Consider the following 22,283-nt stretch of genomic DNA (forward strand, 5'->3'; position numbering starts at 1 on the left):
AACTCCGTTCCGCGTGGTCAAGCAGCGTCAGGCAGCGTCAGGCAGCGTCTGGCGGGATGACGCCCTTGGTGAAAATGAAGCAGCCATAGAAGCGGCGCTCGCCGGTCGCGATCACGCAATAGGCGTTCTTCGCATGTTCGTAGAAGGCCATGCGGTCGATGGAAACCATCGGCCAGTGCTTGCCCTCGGCAGCGTCGATCTCGGCCTGCATTTCGATCTGCACGTCCGGAATCTCGTCGGGACTGCCGACGATTTCCATCCGCGCGGCGGCATCGTCGACGAAGCTGTCGAGCGGCATCAGCGACAGGATGGCCTTTGCCGCGCGGGGAGCAGTCACGGCATCGATGCGCAGGAGCCGGCCGAGACGCGTCTGGCGGGCGATGGAATCGGCAGGAAAGTTGGTGTCGCAGATGACCAGCCGGTCGCCGTGTCCCATGGCCTTCAACGCATAGAGTATATCGGCGTTCAGCAATGGATCGAGGTTCTTCAGCACGGATAATTCCTCCTGTTATCGTTCGATTTCACTTGTCCGGTTCTACTCACCGCGGGCCAGAAACGCTTCGAATTCCTCCGCCGTGGCGTAGGATTTCTGCGTGCCGGGGCGGGTGATGGAATCCCCCGCATAGAGCGCGGCCTTCTTCAACGAAGGCTCCAGTTCTCCGGTTTCGACGTAATAGCGGGCGAAGCTGCCGATGAAGGCATCGCCCGCGCCGGTCGTATCCTTCGGCTTGACCTTGAGCGGCTCGATGATCGTCGAGCCCGCCGCCGTCACCAGCCGCGCGCCGCGCGAGCCGAGCGTGACGATGACCGTCCTGATGCCGCGCGCCATCAGCGCCCGCGCCGCGGTCTCGATCTCCTCGTCCGTGCCGGTGGGCAGGCCCGTCATCAGCTTCAGCTCGGTTTCGTTCGGCACGACGAATGTGGCCTTGCCGACCTTCGCCGTATCGAGATCGGGCGCGGCCGGCGCTGGGTTCAGCACGGTCTCGATGCCATGGCGGCTGGCGAATTCTATCGTGTGGTAGACCGTTTCCAGCGGCACTTCCAGTTGCAGCAGGATCAGGCTGCATTGCTTCAGGTCTTCGGCCGCCGCGTCGATGTCCCGCGGCAGCAGCGAATTATTGGCGCCCTTGATGATCAGAATGGAGTTTTCGCCGCTCTCGTCGACGAAAATCGGCGCCACGCCGCTCGACTGGCCTTCGACGATGGCGACATGCCTGGTGTCTATGCCATTGTCCTGCAGGTTGCGGATGGTGCTCTCGCCGAAGACGTCGTCGCCGACCTTGGTGACCATCATCACCTCGGCGCCAAGCCTCGCGGCCGCGACCGCCTGATTGGCGCCCTTGCCGCCAAATCCCATGAAGAAGGACGGCGCCTCCAGCGTTTCGCCGGGCGCAGGCATGCGGATGATCGAGGTTACCAGATCGGTCATGTTGCTGCCGACGACTGCTATGCGACGTACCATGTGTTGGACTTCCTCAAAAAGCTGATGGTGGAAAAATCGGGACTGGAACCATTAGCGCCCGCTGTTGCGGAACGCGTTGAGCGCGATGACCAGAAGCAGGAAGCCTCCCCAGATGAAATCGATCAGATGGTTGGAGAAGCGCAGTATCTGGAAACCGGACGACAGTAGCATCAGCGCGATGAGTGCGATGGAGACGCCGAGCACCCGGCCCTTGCCGCCCGCGGGATTGGTGCCGCCAAGCACGGCGATCAACACCGCCTGCAACAGATAGGACGCGCCATAATCGGACTTCGCCGCATTGGTGCGGCCCGACAGGATCACACCCGCAAGGGCGGCGAGGACGCCGGTGAGCATGTATGAATAGATGATCATCCTGTCCTTGCGCAGCGCGGCAAAGACCGCGGCGCGCGGATTGGTGCCGATCAGCATCAGGTTGACGCCGAAGGTCGTGCGCGTCAGCAGGACCGCCACCGCGCCGGCGACGATGACGAAGAGGATGAACGGCGTGGCGATGCCGAAAATCTTGCCATTGCCGATGAAGCTCCAGCCATCCGGAAAACCGACGATGGCCGGGCCGCCCGTCAGGACGACGGCAAGGCCGGTGAATATCTGGCCGGTGCCGAGCGTCGCGAGGATCGGCGTGATGCGCAGTTTCGCGATCAGCACCCCGTTCAGGAGACCCGCCGCGAGGCCGATGGCGAGCGCGAACAGGATGCCGATGCCCGTATAAAGCAGCGTCATTCCCGTCGTAAGGTCCGCTCCGGTGATGACGGAATGGAAGAACACGCCCGCGAGAATGCCGGCGAGATTGGCGATGCCGACAACCGAAAGGTCGATGCCGCCCGTCAGCATCGCGATCATCATGGCGATGGCCAGGATGCCGAGCTCGGGCATGATGTAGGTGATGGACTCGAAATTATAGTAGCGCAGGAACTTGTCCGGGTTGAGCCACGACATCAGGGCGAAGACGAGAATGGTGATGACGATGAGCTGCAGGATGTTCTTGTCCTGGCCGAGAATGCGTTTTACCAGCGTGTTGTTCGACATGGCCTGGTTCCCCGTCACACGATTTTCTTGCGGTCGCGCCAGGCGGTCAGCGCCGTCGCGATGATGATGATCAGGCCGACGACGACGCGCTGCCAGGTCGTATCCACCTTCATGATGATCAGGCTGTTCTTGACCATCACCAGCATGAAGACCCCGAGCAGGGTGCCGACGACGCTGCCCCGGCCGCCGAAGATCGATGCGCCGCCGAGGACGACGGCGGCGATGACGTCGAGTTCGAGGCCGCCGAAATCGCGGGGATTTGCCTGCCAGATCATCGCGCTCTGCAAGAGCCCGGCAAAACCGGCCAGCGCACCGGCGAAGCAATAGACGAAAAGCAGCGTCTTGCGCGTGTCGAAGCCTACCCGCTTGGCGGCTTCCGGCGCGCCGCCATAGGCGAAGATGCTGCGTCCGATCATGGTGTAGCGCAGGAAGAGATGGGTGACGAGCGCGAGGCCGGCATAGACGAGGATCATCGCGGTCAGGCCGAAATTCGTGCCTGTCGCCGATACGGAATTCATCAGATTGGTCTTGCCGAACGCGATGAGCTGCGGCGGCATCTTGTCGATATTGACGATGCTGGTGCCGACGAGCCCGAGCAGGAGACCGCGCACCACGCTGCCGGTGCCGAGCGTGACGATGAGCGGTATCATGCGGAAAGTATGGATGAAGAAAGCGTTCATCGCCCCGAGGACGAGGCCGATGACCGTCGCCGCGAGGAACGGCAGGGCGACGCCTTCATAGCCGTAATAGACCATGATCTTCACCGTCAGATACATGGCGGCGGCGGCGAAGGCGGTGAAGGAAACGTCGATGCCGCCCGATATCATGACGACGAGAACGCCGAGGGCCATGATGCCGATGATAACATTGCTCCGCAGCAGGCCGAAGAGATTGTCGAGGGACCAGAAAGCGGGATTGATCAGCCCGATGAGTATCATCGCCGCGATGAGGATGACGGCAATGATGAACTCTGATCGACGGAATATGGTCATTTCAAAGCCTTCAAACGATCGTTCAATTCGTCTTCGCTGAGTTGATCGCCGGCAACCTCGCCGACGAATGCGCCGCGGTGCATGACGATGACGCGATTGCAATTCTGCACAAGCTCGGGAACGTCGTCGGAAATCATCAGCACGGCGAGGCCGTCCTGGCTGGCGAGTTCCCTGATCTTGCGGTGGATCTGCGCCTTCGAGCCCACATCGACGCCGACGGTCGGGCCATTGAGGATCAGCAGGCGGGCGCCGGTCAGCAGCCAGCGCGCCAGCACCACGCGCTGGGCATTGCCGCCCGACAGATGGTTCACCGGCGTGTGCGGCCCGGGCGCGGCGATCTGCATGGCGTCGAACATGCCGGAGGTGGCGGCATCGGCGCGCTTGCGGTCGATGAAGAGCCCGCGCACGAACTTGTCGAACGACGTCGCCAGCATGTTCCTTTCGATGGACTGCGTCAGGAACAGCCCTTCGCTGAGCCGGTCCTCCGGCACATAGGCAAGCCCGGCGGCAACGGCCTCCTGCACCGATCGCGGGTGGACCGGCTTGCCGTCGATCTCGACCTTGCCGGTGAAGGAGGGGTTCATGCCGAACAGCGCCAGCGCCAGCTCGGTGCGCCCCGAGCCGATGAGGCCGGAAAGGCCGACGATTTCGCCGGGCTGCAGCGAGAGGTCGATGTCCTGCAGCACGCCCGGTATCGACAGTTTGTCGATCTTCAGGCGCGGCGGCTCGTCGCCGCGTTTCTCCCATGTATAAGTCTGATCGGTGAGGTCGTGGCCGGTCATGGCGCGGGTGATCGCCGCCTCGTTGAATTCGCCGATCGGCCCTTCGGCGACCTTCCTGCCATTGCGGAAGACCGTGAGCCGCTCGCTGATCTCCAGCATTTCGCGCATCTTGTGGCTGACGAACAGCACGGCGATGCCCTGGGACTGGATGTCCCGCACGATGCGGAACAGCGCGTCCACCTCCGGCCGCGTCAGCGCCGTCGTCGGTTCGTCCATGATGATGAGGCGGGCATCGGCCATCATCGCGCGGGCGATGGCGACGATCTGCTTGCCCGATGTCGGCAGGCTTTCGACCTCGGCGTCGAGGTCCATCGTGACGCCGAGGCGCGCCAGCGCCTTCGTCGCCAGCTCGCGCACCCTCGACCAGTCCACGGTCTTGCGGCCTTCGAGCAGCAAAGTATTCAATGCGAGGTTTTCGGCCACCGTCAAATTGCCGAACAGGGAAAAATCCTGATAGATGACCTGGATGCCCTGCTGAACCGACTGGGCCGGCGTGAAATTGCCCAGCGGCTTGCCATCGATCAGGATTTCACCTTCCGTCGGCGTATAGACGCCTGACATGATCTTGATGATCGTCGATTTTCCGGAGCCGTTTTCGCCTGCAAGGCAATGGATCTCACCGGGCTTCAGGGCAAGCGAGACATTGTCGAGCGCGACCAGCCCGCCGAAGCGCTTGACGATATTCCTCAGTTCCAGAAGATATTCGCTCATGATTTTCCTTTCATCTCCCCCGCGTCCTTACCCACACGCTGGCGAGTGGCGGACGGGGCTGCATGCGGCCCGGCAAGCCCCGCGACAAACGCGCGGGGCAACTGGCCAGAGGGAAATGACCAATCCTATCAGAAGTTGTAGTCGCCCATGTTCTCGGTGGTGACGCCTACCCAGCCCGCACCATAGAGAAGGTTGGGCTTGGATGCGTCGGGCGCGGCAAGGTTCTCATAGCCGGGAAGGCCGAGATTGAGGCCGGCCTTGATGAGGTCCGTCTTCTTTTCGAGGGCCATGATCGCCAGTTCGTTCATGGCATAGCCGGCAACGGCCGGATCCCAGAACTGGATGTACTGGATGTCGCCGCTCTTCAGATATTCGCCGGCCACGGAAACAAGTCCCGTGCCCGCAAAGAATACCTTGCCCTTCAGGCCGCCTTCGGAGATCAGGCGTCCGGCACCGGCCGAAGTCGGCATCGGCGCGCCGAGAATGCCGGTGACGTCCGGATAGGTCGTCATCGCTTCCTTCAGCTTCGTATAATCCTGGTTGGCGTCGTCATAGGTCTCGAGACGTTCGGTCGCGAGGGCCATGTCGGGATAGTTCTTCTTCTGGAATTCGATGGCGCCGTCGATCCAGTCCATCTGCGACTTCGACGTGAGGCTGCCGACGGTGGCGAGATATTTGCCCTTGCCGCCCATGGATTTCGCCAGGACTTCCATCAGCTTGGCGCCATAGGCCTTGTTGTCGAAGGCTTCGAGGACATAATCGGCATTGACGATGTTGGACGCCTCATGCGCGATCACGACGATGCCGCGCTCGCGCGCCTTCTTCAGCACGGGCTCCACGGCCTCGACCGAGAAGGGAACGATGCAGATCGCGTCGACGCCCTGCGCAATGAGGTTTTCGACGATCTGGACCTGTGCCGCGGCGTCAGCCGAGCTTGGTCCGACCATCCAGACGTCGGCTCCGGTTTCCGACTTGAACTGCTCGACGCCGGCACGCATGCGGTCGAACCAGGCGATACCGTCCACCTTGACCACGGTGGCGATCGAATAGGTCTTGCCGTCGGCAGCGGTTACATATTCCTTGTTGACCTTGGACGTGTCGACCGGCCCTTCGGCCAGCGCCGGCACGATCAACGCAAGCGACATTGCCAATGATGCTAGAAGTCTTTTCACGACTCTTCCTCCCTTGATATTTTCCACGGGCAGCACTGCCGCCCTCTCCCGTCCGCCCGCCCGTCATTCCTCCGCAGGGTTGCCCGGGCCTGGCCGTTCATGCATGATTTGATGCGATGAAACGTTTCATCATCACACTTAAACCACCATCCTTGTCAATATCTTTGTTTCCGCCCCTGTGCAAATGTTCAAGGTTGCCCGCCCTGACAAGCGTCTCGGTTACTGCCGGTCAGCGGGCTTGAGATCGCCTATGAGTGTCGGGATCAGTTCCGACACGGTGGGATGGATCGGCACCGCCCATTGCAGGGTGGAAATATCCGCATCGGCATTCATCATGTCGAGAATGCCATGTATCGCCTCGTCACCGCCGGTACCGAGAATGGCGGCGCCGAGAATCCGGCGCGTCTGCGCATCGGCTATTACGCGCATGAAACCTTGCGTCTCGTCCTTTTCGACGGCGCGGCCGACGCGCGACATCGGCCGCGTCGAGACGAGCAGGGGCCGACCCGACTTGCGCGCTTCGTTCTCGCTCATGCCGACGCGCCCGAGCGGCGGATCGATATAGAGCGCGTAGCCCATGATCCTGTCGCTGTGCCTGCGGTCACCGCCATCCAGAAGATTGGCGGCGACGATCTCATAATCATTATAGGAGGTGTGGGTGAATGCCCCGCGCCCGTTGCAATCGCCGAGCGCCCATATGCCGGGCACATTCGTCGCCAGCCTGTCATCGACCTTGATGTAGCCGCGCGCATCGGTCTCGACGCCCGCCTTGTCCAGGCCGAGATCATCGGTATTGGGCCGCCGACCGACCGCCATCAGCACATGCGTGCCCACGACATTGCTTGTCTCGTCGCAATCGAGGCCGACTTCGATGCCATTGTCCGCCTTCCTGAAGGAGATACATTCGGCGTTCAGCACGCATCGGATGCCCTCCTTCTCCAGGATCTGCCTGATGGCTTCCGATATGTCCTCATCCTCGCGCGAGATGAGCCGTGGCCCCTTCTCGACGATGGTGACCTCGGCGCCGAACCGGCGGTACATCTGGGCGAATTCCAGCCCGATATAGCTGCCGCCGATGACAACGAGATGTTCGGGCAGGCGGTCGAGCTCCAATATGCCGCGATTGGTCAGATAGTCGATCTGGTCGATGCCGGGCATGTCGGGGATATTGGCACGGCCGCCGGCATTGATGAATATGTTCGGCGCGCCGTAGCGCTCGCCGTCGATTTCGATCTCGTTCGGGCCGGCGAAGCGCGCATGCCCCTCGACGACGGTGCAGCGTTCCATGCCCTTCAGCCAGTTCTCGACGCCGCTGCGGGCGTTCTGCGTGACCGTGGCCGCCCTCTCCCTGATCCGCGCCATGTCGATCCGGATCGGGCTGTCGATGGTGACGCCGAAATCGCTTCCTCGTCGCGCCAGATGCGCCGCATAGGCGCTTGCGACCAAAGCCTTGGTCGGCATACATCCGGTGTTGACGCAGGTTCCGCCGAACAGCTTCCGCTCTGCCAGCAGCACGGTCTTGCCGGCGGCGGTGAGGCGTCCGGCAAGCGAGGGCCCTGCCTGGCCGGCGCCGATGATGATCGCATCGAAGGTCTTCATGGCTCACCAATCCCAAATGCCGGAAACAACGTCATGAAATCATCTCATCCTGCCGCTGGACCGGATCAGGCCGAATGTCAAATTCGTTCCACTAGGAACGCCGCAGCCGTCGACGCGAAGAATGCCGGACTTCGGCTTCGTCGAGCCGCTTCAACAGGTCGCGCAACATGTCGGGGATGTTCCTGTCGGATTGCGATGGGCGCGCGGTTTCGGCAACGTTGCGGAACTCTGCCCGCGTAATCTGTTTCCGGACCAGCTTTGCCGATGGCGGCATGTTTACAGGCTTTGCGGCCATTGCCATTCCAATCACTCTCGTTCCTTCCGCAGTCGCTGCGGCTTGTCCATGGTAACCCGACTGGAGTCGATTTGTTTCAACCTCATTGCGAATATGGTGAACAAATCCTGAATTTTTCCTGCTTGCGGAACCAGCTGGGCAGCGCGGCGTTTCCTCCTCACAAGCTGAAGGAACCCGCCAATGTTGATACGTGTCGGCTATGAGATAGCAATCCGGTGCAACGAGCCAACGCCCATGACGACCTATCTCACCCTGGAACCGGCACGGAAGGAACACGTACAATGTGAACGTGGTCCCCTTGCCGCGCCGCAGGTGCCGCTGGAGACGTTCACCGATCTCTTCGGCAATCATTGCCTGCGCCTGCTGGCGCCGGCTGGCAACCTGTCGCTCAAATATGATGCGGTGCTCGAGGATAATGGATTGCCGGATCCCGTCGACAAGGATGCCGAGGAGGTGTCCGTCGACAGATTGCCGACCGAATGCCTCGCCTTCCTCTCGGCAAGCCGCTACTGCGAGACGGATGAGCTCAGCAATCTCGCCTGGAGCCTGTTCGGCAATGTGAGTCCCGGCTGGACGCGGGTGCAGACGATCTGCGATTATGTCAACCAGCGCCTCACCTTCAGCTATGGCTTTGCCCGGGCAACGCGAACCGCGGCGCAGGCGCATGAGGAGCGCGTCGGCGTATGCCGCGATTTCGCCCATCTCGCCGTCGCATTCTGCCGCTGCATGAATATTCCGGCGCGATACGTCAATGGCTATATGGGCGATATCGGCGTGCCGCCGGATCCCGCGCCGATGGATTTCAATGCCTGGTTCGAAGTCTTCCTCGGCGGCAAATGGCATACTTTCGACGCGCGCCACAATCAGCGCCGGATCGGACGCATCGTGGTCGCCAGGGGCCGCGACGCAGCCGACATCCCGTTGATCTACACCTTTGGCCCGCATGAGCTGACCAACTTCAAGGTGTGGACCTTCGAGGAGAACGACCCGACTTTCGCCAGCAAGCACTTCGAGAAGGTGTCGCTGGTGACGCCGTGGTTCAGCCAGCGCTGGTCGAGGCTTTCGCGCCATATCCGCCACGCATCGGAAGCGGAGCCCACACTGTAGGGCGGCAGCGGCACAGGCTGCCGCTTTCGAAATTGCCATGCCACATTTGAGGCATTATCGTTGTGCCCTGGACTCACATTGACGGCAAGGGGCGTCTGCGATGCCTTTCGACAATCCATTGAAATCGACATATACCCAGGAAGACTGGGACATCATGCAGGCAGCCTATGACAAGGCGGCAAACACGCTCGTGGTGCAGTCGAGCTCCAGCGAAGACGCCAAAATCATTGCGGAAACAGTGATGGCGGCGTTCAATCGCGGCAATCGCAGCGTGAACTCGCTTGCGGCGCTAGCCGTCATCACGGCGATCAACTCGCATCCCATCAATACGGGGCCCATCAACACGGGCCCCATCAATACGGGCCAGGATCTCGACTGACTTCGAGCCAGGGTGTGGAAAACGCCCCTAGCGTAGCGCCGCCGTGATTTCCCTGGTCGGGAAGCAGGTGGGCTGCTGCCCGTTCTTTTCCTGCCATTCACCGATCGAGCGACGGGTCTTGAATCCCGGAAAGCCATCCGCTCCACCGGCATCATAGCCCTGTTTCTCCAGCGCCCTCTGCATTGCGGCAATATCCGACCGGTAGAGACCGCCGACATCGCCCCAGTCCGCCGAAAATCCCGACGAGCCATGCGCGATGCGGTCGGCCATATGGCCGATGAACAGCGCATAGAGGTCGCTCATATTATATTCCTTGAGCACGTAGAAATTCTTGGTGACGATGAAGGCCGGGCCATGCCTGCCCGCCGGCATCAACAGGAACCCCTCGCGCTTCGTCTCGCTGGCAGGAAAGGCCGTGCCGCCGACACGTGAGATGCCGAGCTTCGCCCATGCGGCAAAGCTCTTGCCGCGATCGGGACCTTCGAGGGCGCAGCTGACCGTCTCAGGCACCGTCACCTCGTAGCCCCATTCGCGCCCTTGCTGCCAGCCGAACTGCTGCAGATAATGGGCGATGGAGCCCAGCGTATCCGGAACGGAGTTCCAGATGTCGCGCTTGCCGTCGCCGTCGAAATCGACCGCATGCTGCAAATAGGAGCTGGGCATGAACTGAGGCTGCCCGAGGGCGCCAGCCCAGGAACTCTTCATGCCCCCCGCATCCATATAGCCCTTCTCGGCGATTTCCAGCGCCGCCAGCAATTCCTTGCGGAACATGTCCTTGCGGGATGCGAGAAACGCCTTGGTGCCAAGCACGGTGAAGGCGTTGTTCGGTATCTTTACGCTGCCAAAGCCGCTTTCCCGGCCCCATATGGCGAGGATTATCTCGCCCGGGACTCCATATTTTGCCTCAACGGCACGCAATACGCGGCCGAATTGCCTGGCGCGCGCCGCGCCACCGGAAGTGACAGCCGCTACGGTCTTGGCGTTGAAGTATTTACCCGGCGATCCGAACTCCGATTGCGACTGCTTCTTCGGCGTTTTCGGCTTCTCGCCCGGCATGACGAGGTCCGGCAGGTCGAGATTGAGCGCCGCGCCAGCGAAAGCGCTATCGAATGTCGTTCTGGATATGCCCCTTTCGCGTGCGTCGGGCCACAGATCATCGGCCAGCCATGCGCGATACTGTCGCTCGACATCCGCCTTGGAGGCCGCAAGCGCCTGCCCCGGAGGAAGGAGCGCGAGGAAACCGACGATCATTGCCGAGAGCAGTCCGGATCGATGAGTCACTGGCGCCGTTCCTTATAGCGATGTGCGGGCACGCAGGGCCGCCGTCAGCGTTCCCTCGTCCAGATAGTCGAGTTCTCCTCCCACGGGGACGCCATGGGCGAGACGCGTGATCCTTATCTCGAAGCTGGAGAGCTGGTCGGTGATGTAATGGGCGGTCGTCTGGCCCTCGACGGTGGCATTCACCGCGAGGATCACTTCCTTGACCTCGCCATCGGCGACACGGCCGACGAGCGCCGCGATGTTCAGATCGTCCGGCCCGATCCCGTCGAGCGGTGAAAGCCGGCCGCCGAGCACATGGTAGCGCACATTCATCGACCCAGCCCGCTCCAATGCCCAAAGGTCGGACACGTCTTCGACGACGATCAGCGTCGCGCGGTCACGGCGCGGATCGGTGCAGATCATGCAGGGATCGGACGTATCGACATTGCCGCAATGGCTGCAGATGCGCACCTTCTCCGCGGCATCCTGCATCGCGGCGCCGAGCGGCACCAGCAGCGCCTCTTTCTTCTTGATCAGATGCAATGCCGCCCGCCGCGCCGAACGCGGGCCGAGCCCCGGCACCTTGGCGAGCAATTGGATCAGACGTTCGATTTCAGGGCCGGCGATTCGTTTCGACATGAGCACGGTTTAGACCAAATTGCGATCTTAGGAAATCGCCGAGCCGCCGGGCCTCAACCCAGCAATTCGCAAGCCAGGCTCTGCAATCGCTGATTGGTTGCACGGATCGGCGAAGTCGTTAGGGGTATTGCCAGCGTTCGACGCAGAGCTTGAGGGCAGAAGCAACAGCACTGAGCCAGCCAGTGTATTGGGGAAGACGGGCTTTCCCAACTGCGGCATCAGCCTTGCTCTCAACTTGGAGGCAAACTATGCGGAGAATTCCGTTTAGTGTGGCCCTTGTTGTGAAAAGAACCCGGACGGGCTGGACATTGTCTATCCGGGTTCAATTCTAAACGAGGAACGGAGGCGGGCGAAAGCTCGCCTCCACTCCAAGTCCAATCTAGCTCATCCGATCCCGGATTCCAATAGTACTCTGGTTGTAACTTCAGTGTGCCAGACGGGCTTCTGCGGGGGCGGCAGGCAGGCAACGGGCTGGGAGAACTGATGGCGCAATTGCGCCATCAGCATCGCCTGACGACCTATGTGGAGACTGTTCAGTCTGGCCGTTGTGTTGAAAGGAACGCCGACTGGCTGGCAAGTCACGATCCGGGTTCAATTCTAAACGAGGAACGGAGGCTGATTTGCCCCACTCCAAGTCGAACCTAGCCTACGCTGCCTTCAGATTAAATTATACTCTCGTCGTAGGCCGCCACTCAGAACGGCAGCTTGAAACCCGGCGGGATCGGCAGGCCAGCGGTCAATGCCTGCGTCTTTTCAGCCATGACGGCTTCAACCTTGGCCTTCGCCTCATTGTGAGCGGCGATGATGAGATCCTCGATGACTTCGATGTCGTCTTCCTTGAACAGCGAAGGATCGATGGTGAGGCCGGTCAAGGCGCCCTTGCCGGAAAGCTTCACCGTGACGAGCCCGCCACCGGCCTGTCCCTCGGCTTCCAGCGCGGCGATTTCCTCCTGCATGGAGGCCATCTTGGCCTGCATTTCCTTGGCCTGTTTCATCATGCCCATGATGTCACGCATGAATGTAACTCCTTTTAATCGTCATCTTCGATGGGGTCCAAGGCGCCGTCGCCCGCTGCCGCGTCCGACACGCCCTCCAGCCCCTCGGCATCGGCCTGCGTCGCGATGCGAACATCTATGATCTTCGCCCCGGGAAACCTGGCCAGTATGGCGGCAACATCCGGGTCGGCGCGGGCATCGTTCAACATGGTGTTGCGCTTTGCCGTCTCGGTCTCGTGGACAGTGGGATCGCCCTCCTCGCGCGACAGCGACACCATCCAGCGTGTCCCCGTCCACTCGGTCAGTCTCTGCGACAGGTCGGCCAGCAGCGATTTCGGCGCATTCGGCGTCAGGTTGATTTCGAGCCGCCCGGGATGAATGCTGACCAGCCGCACGCAGTTCTTGACCATGATCTTGAACTGCATGTCGCGATGCTTGTCCGCGAGATCGATGATGTCGCCAATGGTTGCCACCGGAACGGCGGGAGCCTCCGCAGGCTGTTGCACGAAAGCCGGCGCCTGCTCGCCATCGGGTTCGACCAGGCGCATCACGGCGCCGGTACCGGTGCCCTGCGCCGTGGCGCGACCCGGCGCGCCGGTGGTGGCTGCCGTGGCCGCCGTCCGCTGATAGGCCATCGGCGCACCGCCATTCGGCCTGCCAGGCTCCGATCGGGGGGAATGGGAAGCGCCGGCGCCTTCGTCCTCCAGCGACTTCAATGCCTCGTCCAATGTCGGCAGATCCGAGGCATGGGCGATGCGGATCAGCAGCATTTCCGCGGCCTGGACGGGACGGCTAGAGCTTTCCACTTCGCCGATGCCCTTCAGCAGCATCTGCCAGGTACGCGAAAGCACGCGGATGGACAGCTTGTCGGCGAAATCCCGGCCACGAAGGCGCTCGTCCTGCGAGAGGGAACTGTCGTCCGCGACATCGGGCGTGAAGCGGATGCGGGTCACCAGATGGTTGAAATCGGCAAGGTCGTTCAGCACGACCGCAGGATCGGCTCCGACATCATATTGCGCGCGGAACTCCCGCAGCGCCGATGCTATGTCGCCGCGCATCAGCATCTCGAACAGGTCGATGATCCGCGCCCGATCTGCGAGGCCGAGCATGGAACGGACAGTATCGGCATCGACGCTGCCGGCGCCGTGGGAGATCGCCTGATCGAAGATCGAAAGGGAATCGCGCACGGAGCCCTCTCCGGCCCGCGCTATCATGCCGAGGGAGGCATCGTCGACGGTGATCGATTCGAGTTCGGCGATCTTGCGCAGGTGCTCGGTAAGCGTCGCGGTATCGATCCGGCGCAGGTCGAAGCGCTGGCAGCGCGACAGGACGGTGATGGGTACCTTGCGGATTTCAGTCGTCGCGAAGATGAATTTCACATGGGGCGGCGGCTCCTCGAGCGTCTTCAACAGGCCGTTGAAGGCCTGATTGGACAGCATGTGAACCTCGTCGATGATATAGACCTTGTAGCGCGCCGACACAGGGCGGTAGCGCACCTGCTCGATGATCTCGCGGATGTCGTCGATGCCGGTATGCGACGCCGCGTCCATCTCGATCACGTCGACGTGCCGGCCTTCCATGATCGCCTGGCAATGCTCGCCGAGGACTGAAAGATCGATGGTTGGCCGGTCAATCTCGGCGCTTCTGTAATTGAGGGCGCGACCGAGGATGCGCGCAGTCGTCGTCTTGCCGACACCGCGCACGCCGGTCAGCATCCAGGCCTGGGCTATACGCCCGGTCTCGAACGCATTGGTCAGGGTCCTGACCATCGGCTCCTGGCCGATGAGATCGTTGAAATTCTGCGGCCGGTATTTGCGGGCGAGTACGCGATAGGCGCTATCGGGCGATTTTGTTTCCATCGCGTCTTGTCCATGCTCCTGCGTTGCTTTTCCGGCGTTTCAATGTGACCGCCATACACCACAGCGTCAATGGCGCCGAGAGCTTTGACACAGGCTTGGTGCGAAAGAAAAGGTGGGAGGCTGGCACGGCGACCCGTGCCTGGCTCGTTGGGGCTGCTTCCTTCCGGACCTGACCCGGTTGGCGAGTGGCTCGTCCGCCACCAACCTCCCAGCGTTCATATCGGCAATCTGCCCGCAAAAAGCAAGCACATGGCAAAAAAAACTGCTATCTAACCCACATCATGACTTTCGTGCTCGATACCAAACTTGCAAACGATACATTCCGCGTCACGCGCCTCGGCCTTTGCGACCTGCGCCTGATGAACGACCGGCGCTGGCCCTGGCTCATCCTGGTTCCGCAGCGGCCGGATGTCAGCGAAATCCACGATCTCACGCCGCTGGACCAGACCATGCTCACCTTCGAGGCCGGGCTGGCGGCGCAGGCCCTGAAACGGGTGACGAATTGCGAGAAGCTGAACACCGGCGCACTCGGCAATATCGTTCGCCAGTTGCACGTTCACGTCATCGCCCGCAATTCCGGCGATGCCGGCTGGCCCGGCCCAGTCTGGGGCTTTGGAACGCGCGTGCCCTATGGCGAAGCCGAAGCACAAGATCTCATAAAATCCATTGGCGAAGCTCTTTGATCCTGGCCAATTCTGCTGGAGTGATTTCCCATGCCTTTTCGTCTTTTCTCAGCACCGGAGACGGAGCCGAGCCAATTTGTCGGTTTCGCCGGAAACAGGATCGACCGGCATTCCGAAAAGCGGAGCGATGATGCCGTAACCATCGCCCTTGCCAATCCGAAAGCCTGCATGCTGCTCATCGGCGACGGGCGTATCCTGATCGACAGCGATCGCGGCAGCGCCTTCTTCCCGCTCGAAGCGGCTGCGAATTTCCGTCCCGTCATCGCCAAGGCCATCTATCTCGGCCTGCAGGATGGCATGCCCGTGCTCGCAGCGCCGAGCGGCATCGATGTTGAGCAACTGCCGCAAACGGTGGCGGCAACCGACTATCGTTCCGCCTATACGCAAGGGCTCATTCCGGCGGACCAGCTCGGCGCCATGGCACAGGGCGTCTCGCTCCTGACCTGGCACGAGAATCATCGCTATTGCGGGCGCTGCGGCCATGAAACCGTGTCACGCGATGGCGGCTATCGCCGCACCTGCTCCAATTGCGACGCGCAGCTCTTTCCGCGCACGGATCCCGTTGCCATCATGCTGATCGTCCGGGAGGACCGGTGTCTTCTGGCGCGCGGCCCGCATTTCGGCGCCGGGATGTATTCCTGCCTTGCCGGTTTCATCGAGCCCGGCGAAACGATCGAGAATGCGGTGCGCCGCGAAACCCGCGAGGAAACGAACCTCGCCGTCGGGCGCGTCGTCTATCACGCCAGCCAGCCCTGGCCCTTTCCCTATTCGCTGATGATCGGCTGCCATGCCGAGGCGCTTTCGGACGACTACATCCTCGACAAGTCGGAGCTTGAAGACGGCCGCTGGTTCGACAGGCAGGAGGTCGTGCAGATGCTGGAGCGCACCCATCCCGATGGGCTGATGACCCCGCCGACCGGCGCAATCGCGGCGCATCTCATCCGCGACTGGACCGAAAGCGGCCTCGCCTAGTCGGCAGCGACCTGCGATGCGCGAAACGTCGTGTCGGCCGGATAGACGCCGAGGATGCGCACTTCCTCCGAGAAGAACTCCAGTTCCTCAAGCGCGCGCGCGACGTTCTTGTCGTCGGGATGGCCTTCGATATCGGCGTAGAACTGCGTGGCGGTGAACTTGCCGTCGATCTGGTAGCTTTCCAGCTTGGTCATGTTGACCATATTCGTCGCGAAGCCGCCCATCGCCTTGTAGAGCGCGGCCGGAACGTTGCGGACGCGGAAGACGAAGGTCGTCATCATGAGCGCGTCCGAGGCGCGCGGAGCCCAGCGCTTGGTCTTGTTGAGAACGACGAACCGGGTCACATTGTTCTCCGTGTCCTCCACATCCTCTTCGAGCACATCGAGCCCATAGAGGCTGGCCGCCAGCCGTGGCGCGAGCGCCGCCATCGTCCGGTCCTTCACGTCGGCGACAAGCCGCGCGGCGCCGGCCGTATCGCCGGCGATGACCGGCTTCCAGCCGTTCTTCCTGATATATTTGCGGCATTGGCCCAGCGCATGGATATGGCTGTGGACGCTGACGATCTCTTCCCGCGCCACGCCCGGCAGGACCATCAGCTGGAAATGGATCGGCAGGAAATATTCGCCGACGATGTGCAGGCGCGATTCGGGCAGGAGATGGTGGATGTCGGCGACCCGGCCGGCGATCGTGTTCTCGATGGGAATCATGGCGAGATCCGCCGCGCCGCTTTCAACCGCGTTGAAGGCGTCCTCGAAACTCGGGCAAGGCAGCGGCTCCATGTCCGGGAACATGTTGCGGCAGGCGGTGTCGGAATTGGCGCCTGGCTCGCCCTGGAACGAAATGCGGTTGGTCCTGGTCATTATATCATGCCTTGCGATGTGCGGAGTAGCTGTCTTGCCCGTTCGAGATCCTCGGGCGTATCCACGCCGAGCGGCACGGAATCGACGATCTCGACATCTATGCGCATGCCAGCCTCCAATGCGCGCAATTGCTCGAGACGCTCGCGCTTTTCGAGAGGCGACGGGCCAAGGCCGACGAAGCGTTCGAGCGCCTGCCGACGATAGGCATAAAGCCCGATGTGATGGTAGAGTGGCCCTTCGCCCCATGGCGCGGTTGCCCGGGTGAAATAGAGCGCGCGCAGCCTCGATTCGGATTGGGGCGAACCGACGATCTTGACGACGTTCGGATTGGTCTTCTCGTCGTCGCGGCTGATTTCGACGCCGAGCGTCGCAATATCGGCCGGTCCATCCTCAAGCGGCCGCAGCGCCCGCTTTATCGTTGCGGGATCGATGGTCGGCAAATCGCCCTGAACATTGATGATGGCATCGAAGCTCTTGTCGGGATCGAGCGCGCACAGCGCCTCGTAGATCCGGTCCGAGCCTGATTCGTGATCATTGCGGGTCATGACCGCTTCGAGGCCGCGGGCGGTCACCGCGGCGCGGATGTCCTCGCTGTCGGTCGCGACGACCGTGCGGCCGAGGCCCGTCGCCATGGCGCGCTCGGCCACGTGGACGATCATCGGCTTGCCTTCTATATCGGCAAGAGGCTTGTTCGGAAGCCGGGTGGAGGCCATTCGGGCCGGGATAAGATTCAGAATTTTCATTGTCCTGCGTCGCCTTACGGTGTCAAAAAGTCTCAGGCAGAACCGCCCTTATATGTGTTGCAAACGCCAAGCAAAAGACCTAGTTTCCGCGCGATCACGAGGGGTTTCTGTCATAAATGCAGCGGTTTGCATTGATCAGATATTGAAGCCTTCCGCAAGAGGAGCAATGGTCGACGATGGAATCGAGCGCGTTCAACAAATATGCCATGGCCTTTCTGGCAACCGTATTCGTTGTCATGTCAGCGGGCATTATGTCGGATTTCATTTTCGATACGCACGCCCCCGAAAAGCCGGGATTCATCATAGAGGCGCCTGAAGGCGGCGAGGAAGCAGCCGGCGGTGCAGCGGCCCCGGCGGAAGCAGTGCCGATCGCCACCCTGCTGGCCTCGGCCGATCCGGCCCGCGGCGAAGCGGTATTCAAGCGTTGCGCTGCATGCCACACCGCCGACAAGGGCGGCGCCAACAAGGTCGGCCCGAATCTCTGGGACATCGTGGAACGGCCGATCGCGACGCATGAGGGCTTCAGCTATTCCGGAGCCATAAAGGAATTCTCGAAGGGCGGCCAGGAAACCTGGACCTTTGACCATCTCAATCACTTCCTTACCTCGCCGAAGGGCTACATCAAGGGCACTGCCATGGGCTTTGCCGGCGACAAGAAGGACAATGAGCGCGCGGACCTCATCGCCTATCTGCGCACACTGTCCGACAGCCCGAAGCCGCTTCCGGCCGCAGAGGCAGCCCCGGCAGGCGACAAGCCCGCCGAAGGTGGTGCAGCAGCTCCCGCCGGTGAACAGCCGGCAGAGGGCGGCGCGGCGCCTGCAGCTCCGGCGGCACCCGCACAATAGGCTTCCGCCACAGACCATAGGAAAAGCCGGGCGAAATGCCCGGCTTTTTTTATCAACTCAACGTGTTTTTTCGTTCAAGGTCTATTCTCAGCCTCATTTTCTCTTAGACTAAAGCCAGTCAAAATGGAGATGAGACTTGAGAATTCGCCAGCTTCTGGCCAGCCTCATGCTGGTTGCCGCCACATCCAGTGCCGTCCTTGCAGCCGAACCCGAATGGCGCCACGCGGCAAGTCTCATGGACCATCCCAAATACGGGCCCGACTTCAAACATTATGACCATGCCAACCCTGAAGCCCCGAAGGGCGGCACGCTGAACCAGGCGGCCGAGGGCAGTTTCGACAGCCTCAACCCCTATGTGGTGCAGGGCACGCCGGCAGCGGGGCTGTTGAATTTCGGCGGTGGGCTGCTTTACGATACGCTGCTCAGCCAGTCCCTGGACCAGCCTTCGACCAGCTATGGCCTGATCGCACGGAAGATCGCCTTCCCCGACGACTTTTCATGGGTGAAGTTCCAGCTCGATCCGGCCGCAAAATGGCACGACGGCAAGCCGATCACCGTCGATGACGTGATCTGGACCTTCAATGTGCTGAAGGCGCAGAGCCCGCTTTACAACAAGTATTACCATGACGTCGTCAAGGCCGAGCAGACCGGCGAACGCGAAGTGACCTTCACATTCACCAGCGGCGGCAACCGCGAACTGCCCAATATCATGGGCGACATGGTCGTGCTGCCCAAACATTGGTGGGAAGGTACCGACGCATCCGGCAAGAAGCGCGACATCAGCAAGGGCACGATGGAGATCCCGCTCGGATCATCGGCCTACAGGATCGAAAGCATCGTTCCCGGCAAGACCATCGTCTGGAGCCGCGTCGAGGACTACTGGGGCAAGGACCTGCCGGTCAATATCGGCCGCAACAATTTCGACCATGTCCGCTACGAATATTTCCGCGATACGAATGCCAGCTGGGAGGCATTCAAGAAGGGTGGCTTCGAGGATTACCGGCTGGAAAACCGTATCGGCCGCTGGATGCGGGAATATGATTTCGCAGCCGTCAGTCGCGGCGACGTCGTCAAGAAGACCTTTCCGCTGCGCGCGGTCGGACGCATGCAGGGCTACCTGCTCAATACGCGCCGGGACAAGTTCAAGGATCCGAAGGTGCGCGAGGCGCTGACATGGGCCTATGATTTCGAGAGCATGAACAAGAACATGTTCTTTGGTCAGTACAAGCGCATCGACAGCTATTTCGCCGGTATCGACCTTGCATCGCACGGCATTCCTGCCGGCAAGGAGCTTGAAATCCTGCAGACGGTCAAGGACCAGGTGCCGCCGGACCTGTTCACGAAGGAATTCAAGCTGCCCGTCTACGACACGCCGCAGGCATCGCGGGAGAACCTGCGCAAGGCGGTCACGCTGCTGAGGGAGGCCGGCTACGACCAGAAGAACGGCAAGCTCGTCTACAAGGAGACCGGGCAGCCGCTGACCATCGAATTTCTCGCCAATGATCCGAGCGACGAGCGTGTATTCGGGCCTTTCATCGAGAACCTGCGACGCATCGGCATCCAGGGTACGATTCGCGTCGTCGACAGCAATCAGTACATATCCCGCGTCAATGATTTTGACTATGATGTGATCATGTCCGTGATGGCCCAAACCCAATCGCCCGGCAATGAACAACGGGATTTCTGGAGCAGCGCGGCCGCAGACACGCCGGGGAGCCGCAACTATATGGGAATCAAGAACCCGGCCGTCGACAAGCTGATCGACCGGATCGTCTTCGCCAAGGACCGCGAGGAGCTCGAAGCCGCAACCAGCGCGCTCGACCGCGTGCTGCTGTGGAACTACTACGCTGTCCCGCAATGGTATGCGTCCACGATCAACATCGCCTATTGGAACAAGTTCCACATACCGGAACAGCAGCCCGATTATGTGGGCATCGACCCATTCTCGTGGTGGGTGGACCCGGCCAAGGAAGCCGCATTGAAGACCCGCGGGGATTGATGTTCAGCCGCCGCGATCTCCTCAGACTGGCCGGAACCGGGCTCGCAGCCATGGCGACGCCGCGCCTGGCGCTGGCGGACGTGGCGACGGATACGCCGCTTCACGGGCTCTCCGCCTTCGGCGAGCTCAAATATCCGAAGGGGTTCGAAGCGTTCGACTATGTCAACCGGGACGCGCCGAAAGGCGGCCTGTTCGTCTTCTCGCCGCGGACATGGGTGCTGAACCAGTCGCCGCAGACCTACAATACGCTCAACACCTTCTCGGCAAAGGGCGACGCGCCGCCCCGCATGGAACTGTGTTTCGACATGCTGATGGTGTCGGCGCTCGACGAACCGGATTCCATCTACGGGCTGCTGGCGGAAAGCGTCACCGTCTCGCGGGACAAGCGCACCTACAGTTTTGCCCTGCGGCCGGAGGCGCGGTTCCATGATGGCTCGCCCGTCACCGCGCATGATGTCGTGTTCAGCTTCGAGACCATCGTCAAATTCGGCCACCCCTCGATACTTCTGCTGATGACCCAGATCGAGAATGCCGTCGCCGAGGACGATCACCGCTTCCGGTTCAGCGTCAAGGGTGACAATCCGGGCCTGACCGCCCTCACCGCCATACCGCTGGTGCCGGTCCTGTCGAAAAACTGGTATTCGACACGGGATTTCGAGGCTTCTACGCTCGAGCCGCCGCTGGGCTCGGGGCCTTACCGCGTCAGCAAGGTCGCCGCCGGCAACCGCATCGAATATCAGCGCGTCGAGGACTACTGGGCGAAGGACCTCGCCGTGCGGCGCGGCCAGAACAATTTCGAGCGCATCCGCATCGATTTCTACCGTGACCGGCAGCCGGAATTCGAGGCCTTCAAGAAGGGCGACATCTATTGGCGCACCGAAAGCACGGCGAAAACCTGGGCCACGGAGTATGATTTCCCGGCGATCCAGCAAAAGAAGGTGGTGAAACGCACCTTTCCGAGCGAAAAGCGCCCGACAATGCAGGCCTGGGCGATAAACCAGCGGCGCGAGCATTTCCGCGATCCGCGGGTGCGGGAGGCGATCTCGCTCTGCTTCGATTTCGAGTGGACCCGCAAGAACCTGTTCTATGGCAGCTATGAGAAATCGCATTCGCTGTTCGAGCGATCGGACTTCCGCGCCGAGGGCCTGCCCTCGCCGCAGGAACTGGCGATCATGGAGCCGCTCAGGAGCCGCCTGCCCACGGAGATCTTCGGCGAGGCGGTGCTGCAGCCCTCGTCCGACGGCTCCGGACGCGACCGCAAGAACCTGCGCCGCGCCTCCGAGCTCCTGGCAGAGGCCGGCTTCAAGCGCGACGGAACCACGCTTGCCGATGCCAGGGGCAATCCTCTCAAGCTGGAAATGCTGATCGCGGCGGAAGTCTTCGTGCGCGTCTATTCGCCCTTCATCAACAATCTGAAGGCCATCGGCATCAATGCCGGCCTGAGGATGATCGACCCGGCGCAATATCAGCTGCGGCTGCAGGATTTCGACTTCGACATGATCGGTATCGCCTTTGCATTCAGCCCGACGCCGAGCAGCGATTCGCTTGCGACGATGTTCGGCTCGCGCGCGGCTTCCGTTCCCGGCTCGTACAATCTATGCGGCGTTGCCGATCCCGTCCTGGACGAACTGATCGCCAAGGTTTCGGCTGCCCGGTCGCGCGAAGAGCTGAATACCATCATGCGTGTACTTGATAGACTCTTGCGTGTAAGGCGTGACTGGATTCCAAATTGGTTTCTGGCGAATCATCAGGTTGCCTATTGGGACATGTTCGGCTTCAAGGAGCCGAAACCTGACTATGATTTCCTGCCGGAGTCGCTGTGGTGGTTTGATGAAGAGAAGGCAAGATCCATTGGCAAGTCTTAACCCCACGGGTTCCAGAG

The 22,283-nt window shown here is 61.4% G+C and carries 20 protein-coding genes, 1 other RNA gene and 1 pseudogene; 7 read left to right on the forward strand and 15 right to left on the reverse strand.

The features are described 5' to 3' along the window. Window positions 1-37: 37 nt before the first annotated feature. From M8997_RS06545 to M8997_RS06580, 8 genes are all read right to left on the reverse strand, one after another. The gene (locus M8997_RS06545) at window positions 38-493 is read right to left on the reverse strand and encodes an RbsD/FucU family protein (RefSeq protein ID WP_250019134.1); all 456 of its coding nucleotides are present in this window, start codon (window positions 491-493) and stop codon (window positions 38-40) included. 42 nt (window positions 494-535) lie between these two features. Further along, window positions 536-1,462: a ribokinase gene (rbsK, locus tag M8997_RS06550; RefSeq protein WP_250019135.1), complete on the reverse strand. Its 927-nt coding sequence runs from the start codon at window positions 1,460-1,462 to the stop codon at window positions 536-538. A gap of 51 nt (window positions 1,463-1,513) precedes the next feature. Then, entirely contained in the window at window positions 1,514-2,509 is a 996-nt protein-coding gene (locus tag M8997_RS06555) for an ABC transporter permease (RefSeq protein WP_250019136.1), read from the reverse strand. A 14-nt stretch (window positions 2,510-2,523) separates the two neighbouring features. Continuing rightward, window positions 2,524-3,501: an ABC transporter permease gene (locus tag M8997_RS06560; protein ID WP_250019137.1), complete on the reverse strand. Its 978-nt coding sequence runs from the start codon at window positions 3,499-3,501 to the stop codon at window positions 2,524-2,526. Beyond that, on the reverse strand, window positions 3,498-4,994 hold the full coding sequence (locus tag M8997_RS06565) for a sugar ABC transporter ATP-binding protein (RefSeq protein WP_250019138.1): 1,497 nt from the start codon (window positions 4,992-4,994) through the stop codon (window positions 3,498-3,500). The genes M8997_RS06560 and M8997_RS06565 overlap by 4 nt, the downstream gene beginning before the upstream one ends. Window positions 4,995-5,122: 128 nt before the next feature. Next, the gene (locus M8997_RS06570; protein WP_250019139.1) at window positions 5,123-6,166 is read right to left on the reverse strand and encodes an autoinducer 2 ABC transporter substrate-binding protein; all 1,044 of its coding nucleotides are present in this window, start codon (window positions 6,164-6,166) and stop codon (window positions 5,123-5,125) included. A gap of 219 nt (window positions 6,167-6,385) precedes the next feature. Next, on the reverse strand, window positions 6,386-7,765 hold the full coding sequence (locus tag M8997_RS06575; protein WP_250019140.1) for an FAD-containing oxidoreductase: 1,380 nt from the start codon (window positions 7,763-7,765) through the stop codon (window positions 6,386-6,388). Window positions 7,766-7,856: 91 nt separating this feature from the next. Continuing rightward, complete coding sequence (locus tag M8997_RS06580) at window positions 7,857-8,060, reverse strand: hypothetical protein (RefSeq protein ID WP_250019141.1); 204 nt, start codon at window positions 8,058-8,060, stop codon at window positions 7,857-7,859. A gap of 180 nt (window positions 8,061-8,240) precedes the next feature. Here M8997_RS06580 and M8997_RS06585 point away from each other — a divergent pair, with 180 nt between their 5' ends. Further along, window positions 8,241-9,167, forward strand: coding sequence for a transglutaminase family protein (locus tag M8997_RS06585; protein WP_250019142.1), 927 nt, complete (start codon window positions 8,241-8,243; stop codon window positions 9,165-9,167). 100 nt (window positions 9,168-9,267) lie between these two features. Then, window positions 9,268-9,546 (forward strand): hypothetical protein, encoded by a 279-nt coding sequence (locus M8997_RS06590; RefSeq protein ID WP_250019143.1) that lies wholly within the window; start codon window positions 9,268-9,270, stop codon window positions 9,544-9,546. Window positions 9,547-9,573: 27 nt separating this feature from the next. On the opposite strand, the gene M8997_RS06595 is transcribed toward M8997_RS06590, so the two are convergent. The 5 genes and pseudogenes from M8997_RS06595 to ffs all read right to left on the reverse strand — a co-directional run bounded on the left by M8997_RS06595 (window position 9,574) and on the right by ffs (window position 14,508). Then, on the reverse strand, window positions 9,574-10,797 hold the full coding sequence (locus tag M8997_RS06595) for a lytic murein transglycosylase (RefSeq protein ID WP_250019234.1): 1,224 nt from the start codon (window positions 10,795-10,797) through the stop codon (window positions 9,574-9,576). A gap of 42 nt (window positions 10,798-10,839) precedes the next feature. After that, on the reverse strand, window positions 10,840-11,445 hold the full coding sequence (gene recR / locus M8997_RS06600) for a recombination mediator RecR (protein ID WP_250019144.1): 606 nt from the start codon (window positions 11,443-11,445) through the stop codon (window positions 10,840-10,842). A 692-nt stretch (window positions 11,446-12,137) separates the two neighbouring features. Continuing rightward, window positions 12,138-12,461 carry a YbaB/EbfC family nucleoid-associated protein gene (locus tag M8997_RS06605; RefSeq protein ID WP_250019145.1) on the reverse strand — a complete coding sequence of 108 codons (324 nt, stop codon included), beginning with the start codon at window positions 12,459-12,461 and terminating at the stop codon, window positions 12,138-12,140. Between the two features lie 14 nt (window positions 12,462-12,475). Then, window positions 12,476-14,338, reverse strand: a pseudogene (locus M8997_RS06610) (DNA polymerase III subunit gamma/tau); the annotation flags it as partial. 73 nt (window positions 14,339-14,411) lie between these two features. Beyond that, an RNA gene (gene ffs / locus M8997_RS06615) (signal recognition particle sRNA small type) lies at window positions 14,412-14,508 on the reverse strand. A 69-nt stretch (window positions 14,509-14,577) separates the two neighbouring features. Between ffs and M8997_RS06620 the strand changes: the two genes are divergently transcribed. Both M8997_RS06620 and nudC read left to right on the forward strand, forming a co-directional pair. Continuing rightward, the gene (locus M8997_RS06620) at window positions 14,578-14,982 is read left to right on the forward strand and encodes an HIT domain-containing protein (protein WP_250019235.1); all 405 of its coding nucleotides are present in this window, start codon (window positions 14,578-14,580) and stop codon (window positions 14,980-14,982) included. Between the two features lie 30 nt (window positions 14,983-15,012). Beyond that, window positions 15,013-15,954 (forward strand): NAD(+) diphosphatase, encoded by a 942-nt coding sequence (gene nudC / locus M8997_RS06625; RefSeq protein WP_250019147.1) that lies wholly within the window; start codon window positions 15,013-15,015, stop codon window positions 15,952-15,954. Here the strand turns inward: nudC and M8997_RS06630 are convergent. Further along, the gene (locus M8997_RS06630) at window positions 15,951-16,814 is read right to left on the reverse strand and encodes a prephenate dehydratase (protein ID WP_250019148.1); all 864 of its coding nucleotides are present in this window, start codon (window positions 16,812-16,814) and stop codon (window positions 15,951-15,953) included. The two genes, nudC and M8997_RS06630, sit on opposite strands and share 4 nt — an antisense overlap. Continuing rightward, the gene (locus M8997_RS06635) at window positions 16,814-17,557 is read right to left on the reverse strand and encodes a 3-deoxy-manno-octulosonate cytidylyltransferase (RefSeq protein ID WP_250019149.1); all 744 of its coding nucleotides are present in this window, start codon (window positions 17,555-17,557) and stop codon (window positions 16,814-16,816) included. Before M8997_RS06635 ends, M8997_RS06630 begins: the two co-directional genes overlap by 1 nt. Window positions 17,558-17,733: 176 nt before the next feature. Between M8997_RS06635 and M8997_RS06640 the strand changes: the two genes are divergently transcribed. The 3 genes from M8997_RS06640 to M8997_RS06650 all read left to right on the forward strand — a co-directional run bounded on the left by M8997_RS06640 (window position 17,734) and on the right by M8997_RS06650 (window position 22,266). Further along, window positions 17,734-18,402: a cytochrome c family protein gene (locus M8997_RS06640; RefSeq protein ID WP_250019150.1), complete on the forward strand. Its 669-nt coding sequence runs from the start codon at window positions 17,734-17,736 to the stop codon at window positions 18,400-18,402. Window positions 18,403-18,568: 166 nt separating this feature from the next. Beyond that, complete coding sequence (locus tag M8997_RS06645; protein ID WP_250019236.1) at window positions 18,569-20,401, forward strand: ABC transporter substrate-binding protein; 1,833 nt, start codon at window positions 18,569-18,571, stop codon at window positions 20,399-20,401. Continuing rightward, window positions 20,401-22,266: an extracellular solute-binding protein gene (locus M8997_RS06650; RefSeq protein WP_250019237.1), complete on the forward strand. Its 1,866-nt coding sequence runs from the start codon at window positions 20,401-20,403 to the stop codon at window positions 22,264-22,266. Before M8997_RS06645 ends, M8997_RS06650 begins: the two co-directional genes overlap by 1 nt. Window positions 22,267-22,283: the final 17 nt, after the last annotated feature.

This window comes from Phyllobacterium sp. 21LDTY02-6 (genome assembly GCF_023554255.2).
Lineage (GTDB): Bacteria > Pseudomonadota > Alphaproteobacteria > Rhizobiales > Rhizobiaceae > Phyllobacterium.

Coding starts and splice junctions, on each gene's coding strand:
- rbsK (WP_250019135.1), bottom strand. CDS start 1,462: ATGGTACGTCGCATAGCAGTCGTCGGCAGCAACATGACCGATCTGGTA.
- M8997_RS06555 (WP_250019136.1), bottom strand. CDS start 2,509: ATGTCGAACAACACGCTGGTAAAACGCATTCTCGGCCAGGACAAGAAC.
- M8997_RS06560 (WP_250019137.1), bottom strand. CDS start 3,501: ATGACCATATTCCGTCGATCAGAGTTCATCATTGCCGTCATCCTCATC.
- M8997_RS06565 (WP_250019138.1), bottom strand. CDS start 4,994: ATGAGCGAATATCTTCTGGAACTGAGGAATATCGTCAAGCGCTTCGGC.
- M8997_RS06575 (WP_250019140.1), bottom strand. CDS start 7,765: ATGAAGACCTTCGATGCGATCATCATCGGCGCCGGCCAGGCAGGGCCC.
- M8997_RS06580 (WP_250019141.1), bottom strand. CDS start 8,060: ATGGCCGCAAAGCCTGTAAACATGCCGCCATCGGCAAAGCTGGTCCGG.
- M8997_RS06585 (WP_250019142.1), top strand. CDS start 8,241: ATGTTGATACGTGTCGGCTATGAGATAGCAATCCGGTGCAACGAGCCA.
- M8997_RS06590 (WP_250019143.1), top strand. CDS start 9,268: ATGCCTTTCGACAATCCATTGAAATCGACATATACCCAGGAAGACTGG.
- M8997_RS06595 (WP_250019234.1), bottom strand. CDS start 10,797: ATGATCGTCGGTTTCCTCGCGCTCCTTCCTCCGGGGCAGGCGCTTGCG.
- recR (WP_250019144.1), bottom strand. CDS start 11,445: ATGTCGAAACGAATCGCCGGCCCTGAAATCGAACGTCTGATCCAATTG.
- M8997_RS06605 (WP_250019145.1), bottom strand. CDS start 12,461: ATGCGTGACATCATGGGCATGATGAAACAGGCCAAGGAAATGCAGGCC.
- nudC (WP_250019147.1), top strand. CDS start 15,013: ATGCCTTTTCGTCTTTTCTCAGCACCGGAGACGGAGCCGAGCCAATTT.
- M8997_RS06630 (WP_250019148.1), bottom strand. CDS start 16,814: ATGACCAGGACCAACCGCATTTCGTTCCAGGGCGAGCCAGGCGCCAAT.
- M8997_RS06635 (WP_250019149.1), bottom strand. CDS start 17,557: ATGAAAATTCTGAATCTTATCCCGGCCCGAATGGCCTCCACCCGGCTT.
- M8997_RS06640 (WP_250019150.1), top strand. CDS start 17,734: ATGGAATCGAGCGCGTTCAACAAATATGCCATGGCCTTTCTGGCAACC.
- M8997_RS06645 (WP_250019236.1), top strand. CDS start 18,569: ATGCTGGTTGCCGCCACATCCAGTGCCGTCCTTGCAGCCGAACCCGAA.
- M8997_RS06650 (WP_250019237.1), top strand. CDS start 20,401: ATGTTCAGCCGCCGCGATCTCCTCAGACTGGCCGGAACCGGGCTCGCA.